General features: G+C 42.1%; 16 protein-coding genes. 7 read left to right on the plus strand and 9 right to left on the minus strand.

The genetic code is table 11. The features are described 5' to 3' along the window. Positions 1-35: 35 nt before the first annotated feature. Positions 36-494 (minus strand): hypothetical protein, encoded by a 459-nt coding sequence (locus KCG35_RS06605; RefSeq protein WP_215818890.1) that lies wholly within the window; start codon positions 492-494, stop codon positions 36-38. A gap of 101 nt (positions 495-595) precedes the next feature. On the opposite strand from KCG35_RS06605, the gene KCG35_RS06610 reads away from it, so the two are divergent. Next, positions 596-1,039 carry a MarR family winged helix-turn-helix transcriptional regulator gene (locus KCG35_RS06610; RefSeq protein WP_215818891.1) on the plus strand — a complete coding sequence of 148 codons (444 nt, stop codon included), beginning with the start codon at positions 596-598 and terminating at the stop codon, positions 1,037-1,039. Positions 1,040-1,179: 140 nt separating this feature from the next. Here KCG35_RS06610 and KCG35_RS26825 read toward each other — a convergent pair whose 3' ends face one another. The 5 genes from KCG35_RS26825 to KCG35_RS06630 all read right to left on the minus strand — a co-directional run bounded on the left by KCG35_RS26825 (position 1,180) and on the right by KCG35_RS06630 (position 6,138). Then, positions 1,180-1,398: a GDCCVxC domain-containing (seleno)protein gene (locus KCG35_RS26825; protein WP_444972205.1), complete on the minus strand. Its 219-nt coding sequence runs from the start codon at positions 1,396-1,398 to the stop codon at positions 1,180-1,182. Positions 1,399-1,553: 155 nt separating this feature from the next. Beyond that, positions 1,554-3,002, minus strand: coding sequence for a bifunctional 2-methylcitrate dehydratase/aconitate hydratase (locus tag KCG35_RS06615; protein ID WP_215818892.1), 1,449 nt, complete (start codon positions 3,000-3,002; stop codon positions 1,554-1,556). A 65-nt stretch (positions 3,003-3,067) separates the two neighbouring features. Further along, the gene (gene prpC, locus KCG35_RS06620; protein ID WP_215818893.1) at positions 3,068-4,192 is read right to left on the minus strand and encodes a bifunctional 2-methylcitrate synthase/citrate synthase; all 1,125 of its coding nucleotides are present in this window, start codon (positions 4,190-4,192) and stop codon (positions 3,068-3,070) included. 245 nt (positions 4,193-4,437) lie between these two features. Beyond that, complete coding sequence (prpB, locus tag KCG35_RS06625; RefSeq protein WP_215818894.1) at positions 4,438-5,337, minus strand: methylisocitrate lyase; 900 nt, start codon at positions 5,335-5,337, stop codon at positions 4,438-4,440. A 108-nt stretch (positions 5,338-5,445) separates the two neighbouring features. Then, on the minus strand, positions 5,446-6,138 hold the full coding sequence (locus KCG35_RS06630) for a GntR family transcriptional regulator (protein ID WP_215818895.1): 693 nt from the start codon (positions 6,136-6,138) through the stop codon (positions 5,446-5,448). Positions 6,139-6,439: 301 nt separating this feature from the next. Between KCG35_RS06630 and KCG35_RS06635 the strand changes: the two genes are divergently transcribed. Beyond that, positions 6,440-7,318, plus strand: a complete 879-nt coding sequence (locus KCG35_RS06635) for a carboxylate/amino acid/amine transporter (RefSeq protein ID WP_215818896.1) — start codon at positions 6,440-6,442, stop codon at positions 7,316-7,318. Positions 7,319-7,635: 317 nt separating this feature from the next. On the opposite strand, the gene KCG35_RS06640 is transcribed toward KCG35_RS06635, so the two are convergent. Continuing rightward, positions 7,636-8,367 (minus strand): 7-cyano-7-deazaguanine synthase, encoded by a 732-nt coding sequence (locus tag KCG35_RS06640; RefSeq protein ID WP_215818897.1) that lies wholly within the window; start codon positions 8,365-8,367, stop codon positions 7,636-7,638. A 549-nt stretch (positions 8,368-8,916) separates the two neighbouring features. Between KCG35_RS06640 and KCG35_RS26830 the strand changes: the two genes are divergently transcribed. Continuing rightward, a complete protein-coding gene (locus KCG35_RS26830) occupies positions 8,917-10,938 on the plus strand; it encodes a carbohydrate binding domain-containing protein (RefSeq protein ID WP_215818898.1) in 2,022 nt (673 codons plus the stop codon). A gap of 80 nt (positions 10,939-11,018) precedes the next feature. Here KCG35_RS26830 and KCG35_RS06650 read toward each other — a convergent pair whose 3' ends face one another. Next, complete coding sequence (locus tag KCG35_RS06650) at positions 11,019-11,909, minus strand: ROK family protein (protein WP_215818899.1); 891 nt, start codon at positions 11,907-11,909, stop codon at positions 11,019-11,021. Positions 11,910-12,066: 157 nt separating this feature from the next. Then, positions 12,067-13,467 carry an asparagine--tRNA ligase gene (gene asnS / locus KCG35_RS06655; protein WP_215818900.1) on the minus strand — a complete coding sequence of 467 codons (1,401 nt, stop codon included), beginning with the start codon at positions 13,465-13,467 and terminating at the stop codon, positions 12,067-12,069. A 254-nt stretch (positions 13,468-13,721) separates the two neighbouring features. On the opposite strand from asnS, the gene KCG35_RS06660 reads away from it, so the two are divergent. From KCG35_RS06660 to KCG35_RS26905, 4 genes are all read left to right on the plus strand, one after another. Further along, positions 13,722-15,320: a methyl-accepting chemotaxis protein gene (locus KCG35_RS06660; protein WP_215818901.1), complete on the plus strand. Its 1,599-nt coding sequence runs from the start codon at positions 13,722-13,724 to the stop codon at positions 15,318-15,320. 56 nt (positions 15,321-15,376) lie between these two features. Further along, complete coding sequence (locus KCG35_RS06665; protein ID WP_215818902.1) at positions 15,377-17,365, plus strand: methyl-accepting chemotaxis protein; 1,989 nt, start codon at positions 15,377-15,379, stop codon at positions 17,363-17,365. Between the two features lie 113 nt (positions 17,366-17,478). Continuing rightward, positions 17,479-18,000, plus strand: a complete 522-nt coding sequence (locus KCG35_RS26900) for a BMP family ABC transporter substrate-binding protein (RefSeq protein WP_309227312.1) — start codon at positions 17,479-17,481, stop codon at positions 17,998-18,000. A 19-nt stretch (positions 18,001-18,019) separates the two neighbouring features. After that, entirely contained in the window at positions 18,020-18,469 is a 450-nt protein-coding gene (locus KCG35_RS26905; RefSeq protein ID WP_309227313.1) for a BMP family lipoprotein, read from the plus strand. Positions 18,470-18,617 lie beyond the last annotated feature (148 nt).

Consider the following 18,617-nt stretch of genomic DNA (forward strand, 5'->3'; position numbering starts at 1 on the left):
TCAGGCATTAGTAGCAAGAACCATTTGACATGGATTTAGCGACCTGCTGATAAAGATGCACGAAAACGTCCTTTCATTTTCATTCCATCTCGGATATTCAGGCTTAATAAAGTGAGATTAATAGCGCCAGATAGTAGCTCAATTCCCTGCACAATATAGAAAAAGACATCATATGCTTCCATCGCAGCCAAGTGGTTTAGCACGAGTGCACATGGAATAAGCACCAAAATACCATTCGCCCCAATAAAGCGCATCTTTTTTTGTTTTTGTTGTATTAATCGTCCTTTTCGAGACTTGCTTAATGAAAAGCCTGAGCCTCCTGTTAGTGCCATAGCAGGAACAAGTATTAACAACCCAGGCCATACAATCAGGTTTTTTACCTTCGCAATGATTTCAAAGGAACCAAATAGCTCAGCCAAAACAGTTGATGAAAAAAATGTAGCTATACACAGGAAGGACACTATACCGGCATAACGGTGGATCAAATGTGTCATAGTTTTCCTCTCGAACATAACATTGGTAATATGTTGTCATTATGACATAGGGTGATCGTGCTTGACAATATGTTGTCGATTTTTTTAGGTGGGAGCTTTAGATGACAAAAACAAAGAAAGGACCTGTATTTACTGAGATTGCACTGGAAATATTTAAATTGGGAGGGCTTCTTGTGAATGAGGGTGATCTAATGGGGAGTCCATATGGAATTACCAGTGCTAGATGGAAAATCATGGGGGCAATTGTACGAGCAGGTAAACCATTGACTGTCCCGCAAATTGCTAAAACAATGGGACTCACTCGACAGGCTGTACAGAGACTGGTGGATGTGATGTATGCTGATGGGGTTTTAGCATTTCAAACTAACCCAGAACATAAGCGTGCAAAGTTAATCAAGCTTTCAGAAGTAGGGGAAGAAATCTATGGCAAGTTAGATAAAAAGCAGGTTGACTGGGCACAAACATGTTCGATCCACTTAACCAAGCAAGAACTTGATACAACGTTATCTGTGCTCAAAAAAATGGCCGATATGTTTGATCATTAGTCAGAAAAAATGAATGAGTAAATGAGTCGTTCAGCATCTAATGGGCATAGCGGCTAAATGATTCATTTAGGACCAGTACTGATGATATAGAGATATATTGTGTATACCTGATGCTCTCAATGTTTCTATTGTTATCAAGGCTATCCACATTGTCGCAACCGTTGTTTTGAAGGACATGGCACTGTGCCATAGGAGCAAAAAACACAACAGTCGCCAGGTTTGGGACGCATCATAAATTTGCAGGATTCGCAGGGTAGAAACCATTGACAGGCATTGGTTGGCATAAACCCGGCTTGTTTGTGACCACATTTAGGGCAAGTGATAATCGATTCTCGAGTGACAGGTGGCTCAACCATCATGAGTAGGAACCTCTTACGACATATTACTACTACAGCTTTTGGGGACTTTACTCTTCTTTTAGTCTAGTAATTATTTATGAGGGTGTAACTGTTTTATTGAAATAAATCATCTACCCGCCAGCCTCAAACAACACAGGCTGGCTTGTGACTAGTCACTAAATCATAAATAAATCCATAAATGTATTCACGGGGGTGCGTTCTAACTGCTGTTGATCATTACATAACATATAGATTTTATTAGCACTCATTTTCGGGAAACGAGTGGCTAAATTAGCCTGGAATTTTTCTTCTAACAGAGGAATCCCCTCTTTTCGACGACGTTGATGACCAATAGGATACTCAACAGTAATTTGCTCAGTTGCTGAGCCATCCGTAAAAAATACTTGTACTGCATTGGCAATTGAACGTTTATCGGCTTCCAGGTACTCTCGGCTAAAACGTTGGTCTTCGATGACAGCCATTTTTTGTCGTAGTTGATCAATCTCAGGGTGTGCATTATGGAATGCATCTTCATAGTGCTCAGCGCGTAAACTGCCGCATAGTAATGGGACAGCTATCATGTACTGGAGGCAGTGATCTCGATCTGCTGGATTATTTAATGGTCCCATTTTACTAATGATACGAATCGCCGATTCGTGGGTATGAATGACAATTTTTTCAATTTCATTTATTCGAGATTTAACCTGAGGATGCAGTTTAAGGGCAGCTTCGACGGCGGTTTGTGCATGAAATTCAGCTGGGAATGATATTTTAAACAGCACATTTTCCATAACATAACTATGAAGTGGTTGAGCCAATTTCAGTGATTCTCCTTTGAATAGCACATCCTGAAAGCCCCACTTAGGTGCTGAAAGTACGCTAGGATAGCCCATCTCCCCTTTTAGAACGATATCTGCCAGTCGAACTGCTCGAGATGTTGCATCCCCTGCTGCCCAGGATTTTCGAGAACCTGCGTTTGGTGCATGACGGTAAGTACGCAATGATTGGCCATCAAGCCAGGCGTGAGACAGAGCATCAATGACTTGTTCGCGTGTACCTCCCAGCATATGCGTTATCACCGCTGTCGAGGCGACTTTGACTAAGACAACATGGTCCAGCCCAACCCGATTAAAACTATGATTTAACGCGAGCACGCCTTGAATTTCGTGGGCTTTAATCATTGCTGTGAGCACATCATGCATCGTTAGCGGCGTTTGTCCCTGGCTGATACGTTGTTGGGAAATATAATCGGCAACGGCCAGAATACCGCCAAGGTTATCTGAAGGGTGTCCCCATTCTGCCGCCAGCCAGGTATCATTAAAGTCTAACCAGCGAATAATGCAGCCAATATCCCAGGCTGCTTTTACTGGGTCTAGTCTTAATTGGGTTCCTGGTACACGAGCGCCATGGGGGACAAAAGTACCCTCCACAATCGGACCCAGTAATTTGGTACATTCAGGAAAACGCAATGCTAATAATCCGCAGCCCAGCGTATCCATAAGGCAGTGTCGGGCTGTGGTATAGGCTGCTGCAGAATTTATAGCGGTGTCACACACATACTCTGCAATTTCAACCAATAAGGCATCGGGTGCTGTACGTTCGTTAATATCAACATTAGAACTCATAATAATACTCTTAATTTAGTCGAATAAGTAAAATACCCATCACAAGGGATATATAGCTTAAAAAATTAGCGTTGCTCTATAGGTAACCAGGGTCGATTTTCTGGCCCGGTATAGTCGGCTGAAGGTCGAATAATGCGGTTATTTGAGCGTTGTTCCATAACATGGGCAGCCCATCCTGTTAGTCGAGAGCAGACAAAAATGGGGGTAAATAAGGGGGTTGGAATGTTCATAAAATGATAGGTTGATGCATGGAAAAAATCAGCATTGCAGAATAAGTGTTTTTCCCGCCACATCACTTCTTCACATCGAGCCGAGACAGGATACAGTACATGATCATTGTGCTCATCGGCTAAACGCTTTGACCATGCTTTGATAATGGCATTGCGAGGATCTGATTCACGATAGACTGCATGACCAAACCCCATTATTTTTTCTTTATTTGCCAATTTTTCGAGAATGCCCTTTTCTGCTTCTTCTGGGGTGCGCCATTGACTGATCATAGCCATCGCAGCTTCATTTGCACCACCATGTAAAGGACCTTTTAAAGTACCAATAGCAGTCGTGATACAGGCATAAATATCCGATAAGGTAGAAGCACACACTCGGGCTGCAAAAGTAGAGGCATTAAATTCATGTTCCGCATAAACAATTAATGAGGCATTCATTGCATCGCCGTGTAACGCTTTAGGTACACGACCATGGAGTAAATGTAGAAAATAACTACCCGTTTCCTTGTCATCCAATTCAATATCGATTTTTACCCCTTCTTTATGATAACGATACCAGTAACAAATAATGGCAGGGAACAAGGCAAGCATGCGGTCGATATGTAATTGTTGCTCGGAAAAATCATGCTCAGGGGTGATGGTGCCTAACATAGAGCAAGCTGTGCGCATTACATCCATAGGGTGCGTGCTGGCAGGCATTAATTCCAGTGTTTTTCGCAAAGCATCAGGCATTTTTCGCAGTGTTACCAGCTGCGTAAGGTAACTGTCCAACTGCTGGCGATTGGGTAACTCGCCATGAAATAATAAATAGGCTACTTCTTCGAAGCGTGCATGTTCAGCTAAATCGGCAATATCATAACCACAGTAGGTTAAGCCTGCGCCACTTTGTCCTACAGTACATAATGCCGTTTCACCGGCTGAGCGCCCACGAAGTCCTGCTGAATCTTTTTTATTATCAGTCATTATTATTCTCCTAATTGATAAGGTTATCCTTTATATACCCTTCATAGGTTATTTTTTTAAAAAGCTGGAATATTTATCCATTCCCTGGTGAGGTATTTGCGTCGTAAATCATGGTTAAATGGTTTTTGAGAAGTCCTTTCGTCCTTGTCTTTATTTATTTGACAGTTAAAAGTGTTTTTATGTTTATGACCCTTTTATGTTGATATATTTTTTGTTTTTCGCAATTTATTTAATAATGATGCGTTTTAATCGCTATTTGTTTCTTTTGAAAACAAACGATCTAAAGTTTGTTCATAATGATGATAATTAAGTGTTTGGTAGAGTGCTTCACGGGTTTGCATATCAACGGTTAAGTCGCGTTGATGCCCTTTTTCTTTTAATTGCTGGTATACATTGAGTGCCGCTTTACTCATGGCGCGAAAAGCACTCAGTGGATATAACACTATTTGAACACCTACGGAAGCTAATTCACCACAACTAAATAATGGTGTTTTACCAAACTCCGTAATGTTGGCTAACACAGGCACATTAATGGCTTGGGTAAAACGCTGATAATCATCAAGTGTTGCCATCGCTTCAGGAAAAATCATATCAGCGCCTGCTTCAACACATAAACAGGCTCGCTCAATGGCTGATTCCATCCCTTCTACGGCTAATGCATCAGTGCGCGCCATGATGACAAATGCTTCATTGACGCGCGCATCAACAGCGGCTTTTATGCGGTCCACCATCTCTTCAGGTGAGACAATTGCTTTATTGGGACGATGTCCACAGCGTTTTTGTTGAACCTGGTCTTCAATATGTACAGCGGCTACACCTGCTTGTTCCATCCCTTTAATTGTTCGAGCAATGGTTAAGGCGCCACCAAACCCTGTATCAATATCAACGAGTAGGGGCAACTGACTGGCTGATGTGATACGACGTGCGTCTTCTAATACCTCGGAGAGTGAAGTCATACCTAAGTCTGGGAGGCCAAAAGAGGCATTAGCAACGCCTGCACCTGATAAATAAATAGCCTGATGTCCTGCTTGCTCCGCGAGCATGGCACAGTAAGCATTGATGGTACCTACAATTTGTAAGGGTGTGTGTGTTGCTACCTGCTGACGAAAGCGAGCGCCAGGTGATTGTTGGGAGGTTGTATTCATCCTTTCTCTCCAAGTTGCCTATATAGCTTTCGTGAAACTTTTTATGCTTGTTATGTTTTTAACGATGCTAGTGAAATGTGCTTTTTACAATTAACTCGATCAGAATAATTAAGTGGTTAAGATATGTTTCAAACGCTTTCGGGCTCGGGCAATATGTTTACGCATGAGGATTTCCGCCAATTCACCGTCTCCTTCAATGATGGCTTCTGCAATGTGTAAATGTTCTTTGAAGGCGAGTTGTGGTTGTTGGTAACCACTGTCGCGAAACTGCCGGCGATAAAGCTGTAACAAGGGATATAATTCATCACCTAATTGGCGGAGTAAGAGCGCATTTTGACTACTACGAATCAGCAAGTAGTGAAAGTCCAAATCTCCTGACTGAGGGTAGTATTTTTGATGTCCACCGTCTTCTAAATAGCGTCGATGGGTGTCCAGTAACCTCCTTAATTCATCCTTAGCTCGTTCAGTCATGTGTTGTGCTGCCAGACGGCAGGCAAGTCCTTCTAATACTTCCCGAATTTGGTAAAGCTCGGTGAGTTGTTGATCTGAAAGACTGACCACACGTGCGCCAACATGGGCTTCTCGCAGGATTAAATGTAACCCTTCCAAACGTTGCAGTGCTTCGCGAAGTGGCCCCCTGCTACACCCATGGCGTGCAGCTAATTCCGCTTCGTTAATTTTGCTACCTGGAATTAACTGACCAGAAAGAATGGCTTGCAGTAATTCATTAAAAATTCTGGCTGAAGCTGTTTGCTTGCTATTTTCAAACAACTGGTCTGCAGGCTTATGAATACCATCCATACATTGTCAACAATCTTATTATTTAAAAGCAAGTTAACGTGGGAAACTGATTCAGTCAAGCCAATATTGTTGACAATCTACTGTATTGAATGTTCTAGCATGGCATTCATAGTGAACGTTTTTGGGGTGTATGACGCCATCTTGGCTCTGAAAGTCGCCTTTTTGGGGTGGACCTGTATCTTTCTTTGCCGCTTAATGGCGCTGGTACATGTCTTGTGAATCTGGCATTATCGCTGGCCTTTTCATGAGCAATTTTGGTGATAGTGAACATACGGTTCAGTGTAAAAATTAAGGTGGGATAATGTATTACTTGTCAGCGATTACCCTATTGTGGGCTTTTTCATTTAGTTTGATTGGGGTATATCTTGCCGGGCAAGTTGACGCTTATTTTTCTGTTCTGTTAAGGATAACATTGGCCTTTTTGCTATTTATACCATTATTACGCAGGCAGTGGTTGCGGTTGGATTATATTTTGCCGTTGATGCTGATTGGTGCCATACAGCTAGGTTTTATGTATATTTTTTACTATCAGTCCTTTTTATTACTGACGGTACCTGAAGTCTTATTATTTACCACATTAACACCTATCTATGTTGCCTTATTGTATGACATTTGGACATTAACCTTTCGGACACGTTATTTATTAGCCGCTATATTAGCTGTGTTAGGTGCTGTGGTTATTCGTTACGATAACATTACGCAAGATTATGTATGGGGTTTTTTGTTGGTCCAAGGTGCTAATGTGTGTTTTGCCCTTGGTCAGGTCAGTTATAAAGTATTTATCCAGCGTCGTGGTCAACATTTGCCTCAACATGCTGTCTTTGGCTGCTTTTATGCCGGAGCCTTAGTGGTTGCATTGATTGCCTGGTGGTTCTTAGGCACTGATCGTTACCCGACAACTTCTGTGCAATGGGGAGTATTGTTGTGGTTGGGATTAGGCGCTTCTGGCTTAGGGTTCTTTTGCTGGAATAAAGGGGCTACTAAAGTGGATGTTGGCACCTTGGCGGTTATGAATAATGCCCTCATACCTGCAGGCTTGGTCGTTAATCTGGTCATTTGGAACCATGATGCTGATGTGATTCGATTACTGCTAGGAGGAGGCATTATTCTAGTTTCGTTATTGCTGAATCATTACTGGGAAAGAAAAACACGTTTACTGTCGTGTTCATTGAGTCATTAATTAGCTTATTATTTTGTTCTCAATTTCTACCTTAACAAAAGCGATTTTCTTCTAAAGCACCTTTTTCAAAAACCTGCATAACGCACTTCAAACACGCCGTGAATCCTTCCGTGGAGGCTTGCTTACGGCATCCTTGTGGCAAACAGTTTGACGTGCGTTATCCAGCCTTTGCTTACCCGTGATGTACATTGATATACGACAGCTGTTTATTTAGTTGTGGTTGGGGATTGGTTTGCAGTGGTTGAATTTGTTTGTGAAACAGGTGCTGGAAGCATCGTGGGCAGAGGCAATTACCCTGAGCCATGGAGCCTCTGCCACTAAATTTTTGATAACAAAGGAGTAAGAACTCGTTTTCCCCAGTATCGTAGTTTCCCCCGCCAAGGAATTCGTCGGCTTAACCCCTCTTCTATCGTATATCGACAAGGGTTACATGTACCACAAGGCTGTTGGTTGGTTAATGGTTCATGGCAAAACCAGGTCATTTCTAAAATATCTGAAAAACCACTCGATTCAGCTTGTTGGGCCATTTCCAATTTGGTGAGCTCAAATAAGGGAAAGCGAAAATAATGAAAGAGTTGATATTCTGGCGTATTTTTGAGTTGAGGATTGACTACCCAGTAAGGGCCATGTTCATCAGCCTGTTTAACGACATAGGGCAGCAAAACATCGTGAGCCTTGTCATCTTTGTGTATTGAGAGTTCAAGGTCATGTAAATTAAGCTGGTGAGCAAACTTAGCCAGCCACTCATATTGAGGACCAATGTATTGGCTTTTTAAAATGTCATCATAACTCTCAATTAAAGTATCAACCGATTCCACGTCATTAGCGGCTCGAAATACAGTGGGTGATAATCGTTTAGCGCTATCAGGCCACTTGTGCTGTATGGCTCGCTTTATTCGGGTCATTGTTGATAGCTCAATGCCTGTTGATGTACGGTCAGTATTGAGAATGTAGTATGGCACGACAGGTGCCGCTTTGTTGATGAGTAGATCTAATAACCGAAATGTGGAATCCCAGCCACCTGTCCAGAGCACATGATAGATAGCCATAATGAATGAGTCCTTTTTAGGTAAACGCTGTTGCTTTTATAAAGCATTGTAAATGACTGGCTCTAAGAGCGGTGACAATTTTTATTAATTCTGTGTGGTAAAAAAAAGACAGTTTAGTTTTTTTGACTAACTCACGAATTATCCTGTGAAACTTCTTACCTTTAATTCTTTGCCTTTTATACGTGCCAGGATTTTTTGCACGTTTGATAGATTTTTACCCATGAATTTAATTACACAACACATTGTGTTTGATGCTGCTTGCGAAAACTTCGTGATCACTTTTGCGAATTTTTGTTTTTTGATAGGTGTATTTTGTAACTGTGTTATGTGTCGCGTTTTATTTTATGTTATTTCGTTAATTTAGGTAAAAACGACTGCAAAAAGCAGCATATTTTGTGTGTTTTTAACCGTTTTGATGCAGCTTGTCACATTTAATTACAAAACAAATTAACACACTGTTATACGACAAATTTTTAGCAAGTATTACCTTTGGCAGTTTTTGCCTGGTAAAGCATTTTGCATAATTAATGGGTAAAGAAGGTTTACACTATGAAGTTTAAGCAGCAGATCTTGACAGGTCTGGCTGTGGCGTCACTCGCCTCAGCTCAGGCAATGGCTGCAACCACGCTGGATGTACTGGTTGTTTATCCTACAGGTAATGTAGGCACTAAGGATATTAAATCCCTTGCCACAACGTTTGTTGAGTATGCTAACCAAGCATATATAAATAGCGGTGCAAATGTTCAGTTACGGCTTGTGGGTGTGAAGCCGCTTAGTCGTAGTTATGGTGCTGTTAGTGAGTATGCATTAAATAACATTACACGAGACAGTGAAGCTGCTCGGCTAAGACAACAATATGGTGCAGACTTTGTTAGTTATGTAGCACCACGTAATGGTGGACTTTGTGGTATTGCTTGGGTGCCTCAAGGTCGGAATGGACAATTTAATCGTGGAGCTGGAAACCAAGCTTATAGTGTCGTAGCTTCTAACTGTGGCCTGAGTGTATTTGCCCATGAGTTAGGTCATAACATGAGCTTGGGGCATGGCTTGAAACAACAAAGCAATGGTGGTATCTGGAACTGGGCACGAGGCTATGGTGTGAATGGTTCATTTACCACAGTCATGGCCTATCCTCATGTTTATAATGCCAGAGGTCTGCAGTATTTCTCCAACCCCCGCATTCGTAAATGTAATAATCAGGTATGCGGAATTGATAAAAGCCGGTCAGATGGTGCGGATTCTGTTACTAACTTAAATGCTGTTGCAGCACAAATGGCTGAATGGATGCCCACCAAGGTCAGTAATCCAAACCCTAACCCCAATCCTAACCCCAATCCGACAGATCCAACGGACCCAACAGATCCCGGTTGGCCTGACCCTGATGGGCCTAAGCCAGATCCTAATGGTCCCGGTTGGCCTGACCCTGATTCTCCTAATCCAGATCCAACCGATCCTACAGACCCAACCGATCCTACAGACCCAACCGATCCTACAGACCCAACCGATCCTACAGACCCAACCGATCCTACAGACCCAACCGATCCAGGCTGGCCTGATCCTGATAAGCCAGATAACCCAGACCAACCTAAACCAGGTACGTGTGATAAGCCTCAGCTTAAAAAGAGCTTAGTGAAATCACCTGACTTTAATAGTCTTGATGGGTGGAGCACATTTAAAAATAATTCAGTTAACCTTGCACAAAAACAGATTGAAGTAAATTGTGGTACAGATAACCTGTTACACGTTAAGGGTCGATCTGCTTACTATGATGGTGCTATCCAAGATATTACTGAAAGCTTAAAGTCAGCGGGTGATATCACGGCAACTGAGTTTGAATTGAGTTTGAATATGCAGTTAGCTGCAAAATCTCAAGTGCGTGATAATGCCAGTGTTGTACTACAAATTGAGAATGATCTAGGCATTCAGTATCAAACACTTGCCCATAAGTCCATTACCTCAAATGAAGCGACTAAAATTACCACTAAATTTAAGGTCGAAACATTTGGTAAGGTCAAAAAGGTTAAATTACTGATCTTTGGACCAAAAGAGGGTGTGGATTTCTACGCAGATGAAGTCTTGCTGACTAAGGCTGGTGAACAGCCAGGACAGGATGATAAGCAAGTGATTAATCATAGTTTTGAAAATGATAATCAAGGTTGGAAGCCTTACTTCGGTTTGAAAAAAGCAACCCGTACCACGGCATCGGCTAACGCGGGTAATTATAGCTTGTCACTCACTGGACGTGATAAGTGGTATGCAGGTATTTACTTGAATGTCCGAGGCTCACTGGAAAGTGGTAAAACCTATAAGTACAGTTTTGATACACGCCTGGCAGATAGCGTCAAAGAAGAACAGTATGTTGATATGCAACTGTTTTACGAGGATGACGATGGCGCTCACTGGACGCGTGTTAAGTATGAAACCATACCTGCAAATAAACAGTGGATGAGCATTAGTGGTGACTTTTCTTACCAAGCAAAAGGTAAGGTTAAGCGTGCCTTCTTATTTGTCTTCGGGCCTAAATCAGGTAATGATTTCTTAGTAGACAATATCCAGTTTAAGCGACAGTAACAGTGTAAAATAAAACAAAGTGTCTAATCATTAAGGCGGGAATTATTCCCGCCTTTTTTGTATATTGCTATCGTAGTTGATCACTCAAGTAACGCAGCGCCTATCGCTCCCGCCCAGTCTCCAAAAACGGGTGGAAGCAATGGGGTGACAGGTGGTTTTAATGTGTAATTTGCCCAATGTTGAGGAACAGCTTGATAGAGTTCCTGTATGGTTGACATTCCACCACCCAACACAATACAGGTTGGGTCAAAAGTATGAATGATGGTCGCTAGACCATGGGCAAGATAATGGGTATAACGACCAAATACATCACATGCTGTTTTTTCTTGGTTACGATACCGAGTAATAATCGCTGGAGCATCAAGTTGTTCTCCAGTGTGTTGAAAATACAGCTGTGAAAAGCCAGATCCTGATAAATAAGTATCTATACAACCCCGTTGACCGCACTGACATGTAAGTTGTTGTTCAATCGGAATTAATGATAAGTCTGGCAGCGGGTTATGCCCCCACTCCCCTGCTAAGTTTTGAGCGCCAGACCATAATGTGCGATTTGGTAACACCCAGGCACCACCTACACCTGTGCCTAACACCGCAGTAAACATGACCTCATTTTTACCCAGTTGATGACCATGAGCTTGAGCAAGTGCAAAACAATTTGCATCATTTTCGATAGAGAATGGTTGTGGTATGTACTTTTTAAATAACGTTTCAATAGGCTGTTGATTAATCGCCCCCATATTACTGGCATTAAGCACACCTTGCTCATTTACAACCCCCGGAATGCCTATACCTATATGGGTTAAAGTACCTGTCTTGGTTATCGCTTGTTGAATAAGTTGATTAATACATAACAGAAAGTCATTTAGGTTCTGTTTGGGGGTGGGGGTGGATATTTGCCAAAGGATATCCAGCTCTGGTGAAATGACGGTAGCCGCTATTTTCGTACCACCAATATCAAGACCTAGGCGCAAACATCACCTCCTAACCACGTTGATGGTTTTTACACTGCTAACTTTGTGCTTTGTAGCTTGCTGGTTATAGTGGCTAAGGGCTATTTAAGTGGATAGCCCTTAGGTTGTGCTAACTTAGCAATTTACTGGTTTTACATGATATTTCATACAACGAGTGCTAGAAATCTGCATTACGGCGGGTTCTTGGGAAAGGAATAACATCCCGTACATTAGCTACACCCGTTATATACGATACCAGACGTTCTAAGCCAAGGCCGAATCCAGCATGAGGTACAGTGCCATAGCGACGTAAATCGCGATACCAACTATAGTCCTCTTTATCCAGCTCCATTTCTTCTAAACGATGATCCAGTACATTTAGACGCTCTTCCCGTTGCGATCCACCAATGATTTCACCAATGCCAGGAGCCAGAATATCCATGGCCGCGACAGTTTTTTGGTCATCATTAAGGCGCATATAAAAGGCTTTGATTTCTTTGGGGTAATTGACTACGGCAACAGGCCTACCAATGTGTTCTTCACTGATATAGCGTTCATGTTCAGTTTGTAAATCAATACCCCAGCTTACAGGATGCTCAAATTGCTTGCCTGACTTTTGTAAAATATCAATGGCATCTGTGTAATCCACGCGGGCAAAGTCATGATTGATGATATGTTCAAGTCGGCTAATGGCTGTTTTTTCAACCCGTTGAGCAAAGAAGGCCATATCATCAGCACATTCTGTTAATACACAACGGAAAACGTACTTCAGAAGATCTTCAGCTAAATCTATCAAGTCATTGATATCTGCAAATGCGATTTCTGGCTCTATCATCCAGAACTCAGCAAGGTGCCGACTGGTGTTTGAATTTTCCGCACGAAACGTGGGGCCAAAGGTATACACTTTTGACATCGCTAGACAATAAGCTTCTAAGTTTAATTGCCCTGATACAGTCAAAAAGCTTTCTTTACCAAAGAAGTCTTGAGAGTAGTCAATGGCACCAGATTCGGTTCGAGGCAAGTTGGCTAAGTCCAGAGAGCTGACGCGAAACATCTCCCCTGCTCCCTCGCAGTCGCTGGCGGTGATGATAGGCGTATGAATCCAACAATACCCATTCTCATTAAAGAAACGGTGAACAGCTTGCGATATGCAATTTCGAACACGAGTCACAGCACCAATTAAGTTAGTACGGGGACGCAGGTGAGCAACCTCGCGTAAAAACTCTACTGTGTGACGCTTGGGCTGCATAGGATAGGTATCAGGATTATCAACCCAGCCGATAATTTCAAGTTTAGAAATTTGAATTTCATAGGCTTGACCTTTCCCTTGGGAAGCAACCAAAGTTCCTGTTGCGGAAATTGAGCAGCCACTGGTGATTTTAGTTATTTCTTGCTCAAAATTAGGCAACTCTTGAGGTACAACTAACTGAATAGGGTCAAAGCAAGAGCCATCATGTAATGCAATAAAAGCAATACCCGCTTTTGACTCACGTTTTGTTCTGACCCATCCTTGAACACTGACTTCACTACCTTCAGGGCTCAAGCCTGCTAATAGCGATTTGACGGAACTGAATGTCATAAATAAGCGGCTCCTTAGCGGTTAAGTTATAACCTGTGGTGTATCGATGACTAATATCATTCACATCACGAGGCTATCAATTAAATATGTGCTTTGAATATACGTTATAGAAAAAGGCTATAAGTTTACTCTAGATTGAGCAAAAACGGGCATTTTAGCGAATAAGAATTAAATCGTCGCGACTTGTTTTAGCGAAGTGGCTGTCATTGGTCTTTAATTAGACAGTAACATTATGTGGGTTGCGGGGGTATGCTGTGCGCATCAATATGCCAGTTACTGAGAAAGAATTCAGCTACGATGAGAAAGCTAATCTGCTGTCTGTTACTGATTTGAATGGAGATATTACCTACGTAAACCAAGACTTTATCAAGGTTAGTGGCTTTAGCCAGGAAGAGTTAATAGGCCAGCACCATAATATTATTCGTCATCCAATGATGCCAGAAGAAGCCTTTGGAGATATGTGGCAGCATCTTAAGTCAGGGAAGTCTTGGATGGGAATTGTCAAAAATCGCTGTAAAAATGGCGATCACTACTGGGTTGATGCCTTTGCATCTCCGATGAAAAGGCAAGGTGAAACGCAAGAGTATCAGTCAGTCAGAGTCAAAGCGCGACCAGAATATATCACACGTGCTGAAGCACTCTACAAAGCGTTAAAGAATAAACAGTCACTTCGGTTAATGCCCTTTTTCACCTTATCTCAAAAAATACTGACTGGACTATTAATTGTTCCTCTTTTAGTGATGGCTGGGCTATGGCTGCAAGGGCTATTTGATGCGACGGCTGTTCTGTTATTTTCAGGTATAGCTATTTTGATGTGTGGTTATGCCTGGTGGTTAATTAATCCTTTGCTTCAAGCAGCTGAAAATGCAAGATCATTTTATTCTGACCCTCTTGCACGCTTTATTTATACCGGACGTAAGGATGAAGCGGGAGATATTTTATTAGCGTTTAAAGCCTACCGTAATGAGTTAACTGCAACGATTGGCCGAATTAGTGATAGTGCACAAGGGATTGATAGTGAGCTTAATAGCTTACGTAAACGGATTCAAAATAATATGCAGGAAACTGACTCACTGTTTTCGCAAATCGATCAAGTTGTAACTGCCGTTACGGAAATGTCGTCTTCTATTCAGGAAGTTGCGGGCAATGCGCAAAGCTCGTCTGAGCGGGTGGAAACGGTGAACGATGAAGCGCAGACGAGTAAATCTACGATCAATAATGCATGTGAGCAAATGCGTCGCTTACAGGTTGAAATTCAGGAAACCAATGAGTTTATTGATCAATTACAAGCGAACAGTGAAAACATTAATGCCATTGTTGATGTAATACGTAATGTGGCCGAGCAAACCAATTTACTGGCATTAAATGCAGCTATTGAAGCTGCTCGTGCAGGTGAGCAAGGCAGAGGGTTTGCGGTAGTCGCAGATGAAGTTAGAACATTGGCAAATCGTACTTATGAATCAACGGATGAGATCACCACGATTGTTAACCAATTACGAGATATGTCCTCTAAAGCCGCTGAGCTGATGAAAAAGTCTCAGCAAAGTGTTGGTGACAGTCTCGGTGAAGTTGAACAAGCCACTGAATCTATGGATCGCATTGCGCAGTCAATTGATGCGGTCAATGATATGAACCTGCAAACAGCCACTGCCGTAGAAGAACAAAGCTCGGTATCTGAGTCTATTAGTGAAAACGTTACGGGGGTAAGAGACCTTACACAGCTCTTACAAGAAAGTGTTGAGGAAAATGATTCCAGCTGTACTCACTTGCAAGCGTTAAGTGTGAAACTGAGTGGCATGGTGAGTCAGTTTTGGGAGCAGCGACTGACAAGAATCTCTCAGCGAAGAGGCTAATTAGGTGATGTTAAATTAAAGAGGCTGGCTATCTGTAAAATAAGCAAATTAATGATATGACTGTTGTTCAAAAAATAGTAACTGGTTTTATCGCGGTTCTTTTTTTATTGCTGGCAAGTGCTGGTATGAGCCTACTTGAGTTAATGACGCTTAATAAACGACTTGAGTTTAGCACTCAACAAACACTCCCTACCCTTGTTAATCATAGTGAATTAACCAATTATTTACTGCAAGCAAATAAAGCGCTGATGTTTTATACCAGCATGCAGGAAACGTCACCTCTGGCAACCATAAGAAGCGACTTTGATAGTGCTATGAAAAATTATGAGCACCATTATCAGCCGTTAATTGTGTTAGTTGAAGCTCAACCTTCCCTCAAATCAACACTTTCCAGTATTCATCAAGAAAATAAGCGCTTGACCGCATTAAGTGTTGAGCAGATGCAACGTCATCAAGCGATTTTAAACCTTAAGAAAAGCCTGGAGCAAAAAAAGCAAACATTTGCTGATGATCTTGGTTTTATGCAGGATGACTTGGTTTCGATTGAAGAGATGGCTGAGTCTAACGAGCTTAAGTGGGCAGCCCAATTTATAGCACAGCAATCTGCTGCAGTCTTGGCGAATATTGAACAATTATTATTAAAAGATAAGTCCAAAACCGTTCTGGAAATACGAAAAACCAATCAGAATATCATTGATAACTTAACAGCGCGCCTTAAGGTTGTTGAACAGCAGGATGCGGAAGCTCACAGCACGATAACACCCTATATTACGGTTTTAAAACAGGCGAATAATGCTGATGGGGGAATCGTTAATAATTGGTTATCACTATTAACGTTACAGGATAAAAGTTATCAGTCAGTCAATACCATTACGCAACAATTGAATCAACGTTTAGCAGATCTTAAACAGGTCACAGAACACTTACAGCAGCAGGCTGCGGAGTCAGAACAGCAGGCTAAAGCCAATGCTCAGCGTGCTATTTATACAGTTGTGGGGATTGCTGTAGCCTCAACAATTATTGCTTTATTGGTCACTCTGAGTGTCAGCAATAGCATCAAGCAGCCGTTAAAAGTCATGATGCTGTCTCTTGATACGATTGCTCAAGGGGATTTAACCACAACAATTGCCATTAAGCGCCGCGATGAATTTGGGCAAATCGCCTCATCGGTTAATCACCTTACAGAAAATTTACGGCATTTGGTAAGCAATATTATGAATATGGCAACACAAATTGGCCAGGAGTCAGATAAGGCAACCCAGACGTGTGACAACACCAAACAGTGTATTGGCCAGCAAAGCCTGCAGTCTTCTTCTGTGGCAACGGCTGTAGTTGAAATGGAATCCGCAGTACATGAAGTGGCTAAAAGTGCTGAAACAACGTTAACTGAAGTGATTGCTGCCGATCAGTTGGCGAAGGATTCCCGAGTCGCTATGGACGAAAATATTCGACACGTTGAGCAACTCAATCAAGAAATTAATCGGGCTGCAGATGTTATCAAAGCGTTAAGAACCGAAAGTGACAATATCGGAAAAATTCTGGATGTGATTCGTGATATTGCTGAGCAAACAAATTTATTAGCACTGAATGCGGCCATTGAGGCCGCCAGAGCGGGTGAACAAGGGAGAGGCTTTGCTGTGGTTGCTGATGAGGTCAGGCATTTAGCCATGCGGACTCAGGAGGCAACCAACGAAATTCATAACATGATTTCGGTCTTACAGGAACAAGCTCAACAGGCTGTGACAATTATGAACAGTAGTCAGCAACAAACCATGCAAAGCGCTGAGCAGGTGCGGGATTTTGCTGGTGTGATTAATAACATGCAAAAAACACTGACTCAAATACATGATATGTCAGCACAAATTGCGGCGGCTGCAGAGCAGCAAAGTAATGTGGCTAAAGAAATCAGTGAAAATGTCGTTGAAATATCACAAATGGCTGATGTGGCCGTTGAAGATGCAAATAAAACGTCAGAAACCAGTAAAAATTTAGCGGCATTGGCGCACCAGCAAGAGTCTCTCGTCAGTCGGTTTAAAGTTCAATAGTGCTGAAACTAATTACATAAAGTTGTCATTGGCTTCAGAGCAATACAACTTAGGTTGTACGTCAGTTATCAAGCAGAGATTGCAAAGCGTAAAAACATCTATTAGAGATGGTAATGAAAGCATTAATAACAGCTTGGATTTGTATATTGTATTGCTCAATGAGTTTGGCCGCCCCTTTTAAACCGGCGGTTATTTATGACACTGCAGGTAAATTTGATAAATCGTTTAATGAAGCTGTTTATAAAGGTGGTGTTCGGCCACTTATGGAGAAGCACAGTATTAAGGTTCGCGAGGTTTCGCCAAAGTCAGAGACACAAATTGAAAGTGGGCTAGTCAAGTTAGCGAAACGGGGTTATCAACCCATTGTTGCTGTTGGGTTTTCGATGAAACCCCATGTTGAAAAAGTGGCTAAGGATTTTCCAGATATACAATTTACCATCATCGATGCCAAGATTGATTTACCCAATGTGCAATCCATTTTGTTTAAAGAGCAAGAAGGTTCTTTTCTGGTAGGCGCCCTTGCTGCATTGACAACAAAAACCAATAAGATTGGGTTTGTTGGGGGGATGGATATTCCCATGATTCATAAGTTTGCGTGTGGCTATCAGCAGGGGGGCCAAACAGATCAAGCCTGACATTACGGTGTTACAAACAATGACGGGCAGTACACCAATGGCATTCAATGATCCCGCTAAAGGTGCGAGTCTGGCTAAAACTCAAATTAAGGATGGTGTGGATGTTATCTTTGCGGCTGCAGGCAGTACGGGTATTGGTGTCTATGCTGCTGCTAAGCAAGGTGGAATATATGCTATTGGGGTGGACTCAAACCAAAACCATTTGCAGCCAGGCACAATGTTAACGTCGATGTTGAAGAATGTAGGGGTGGCAACGTTACAGACATGGTTGGAGGCTCAACAAGGTCAGTGGCAACCAGGGGTCAAACTGAAAGGTTTAAAAGAGGATGGTGTAGGCTGGGCTCTGGATGAACATAACCGGTCTCTGGTGAGTGAAGAGATGGAGGCTGAAATTAATGCACTTAAAGACAAAATTATTAGCGGCGAAATTAAGGTTCATGACTATACTGATAATAATGAGTGTCCTTAAGATGTAAGTATGTTTTGAATACTTATGGATGTAACTTGCTGCTTCATTGTCATTTCTCCAAGGAAAATTTACAGCCCGTTAGGGCTGTTTTTTTTATGTATACTCTTCCCAATGTGGACTACCTTGTTTCCAGCACCTAAAAAAAGTC

The organism is Zooshikella harenae, assembly GCF_018837975.1.
Classification (GTDB): domain Bacteria; phylum Pseudomonadota; class Gammaproteobacteria; order Pseudomonadales; family Zooshikellaceae; genus Zooshikella; species Zooshikella harenae.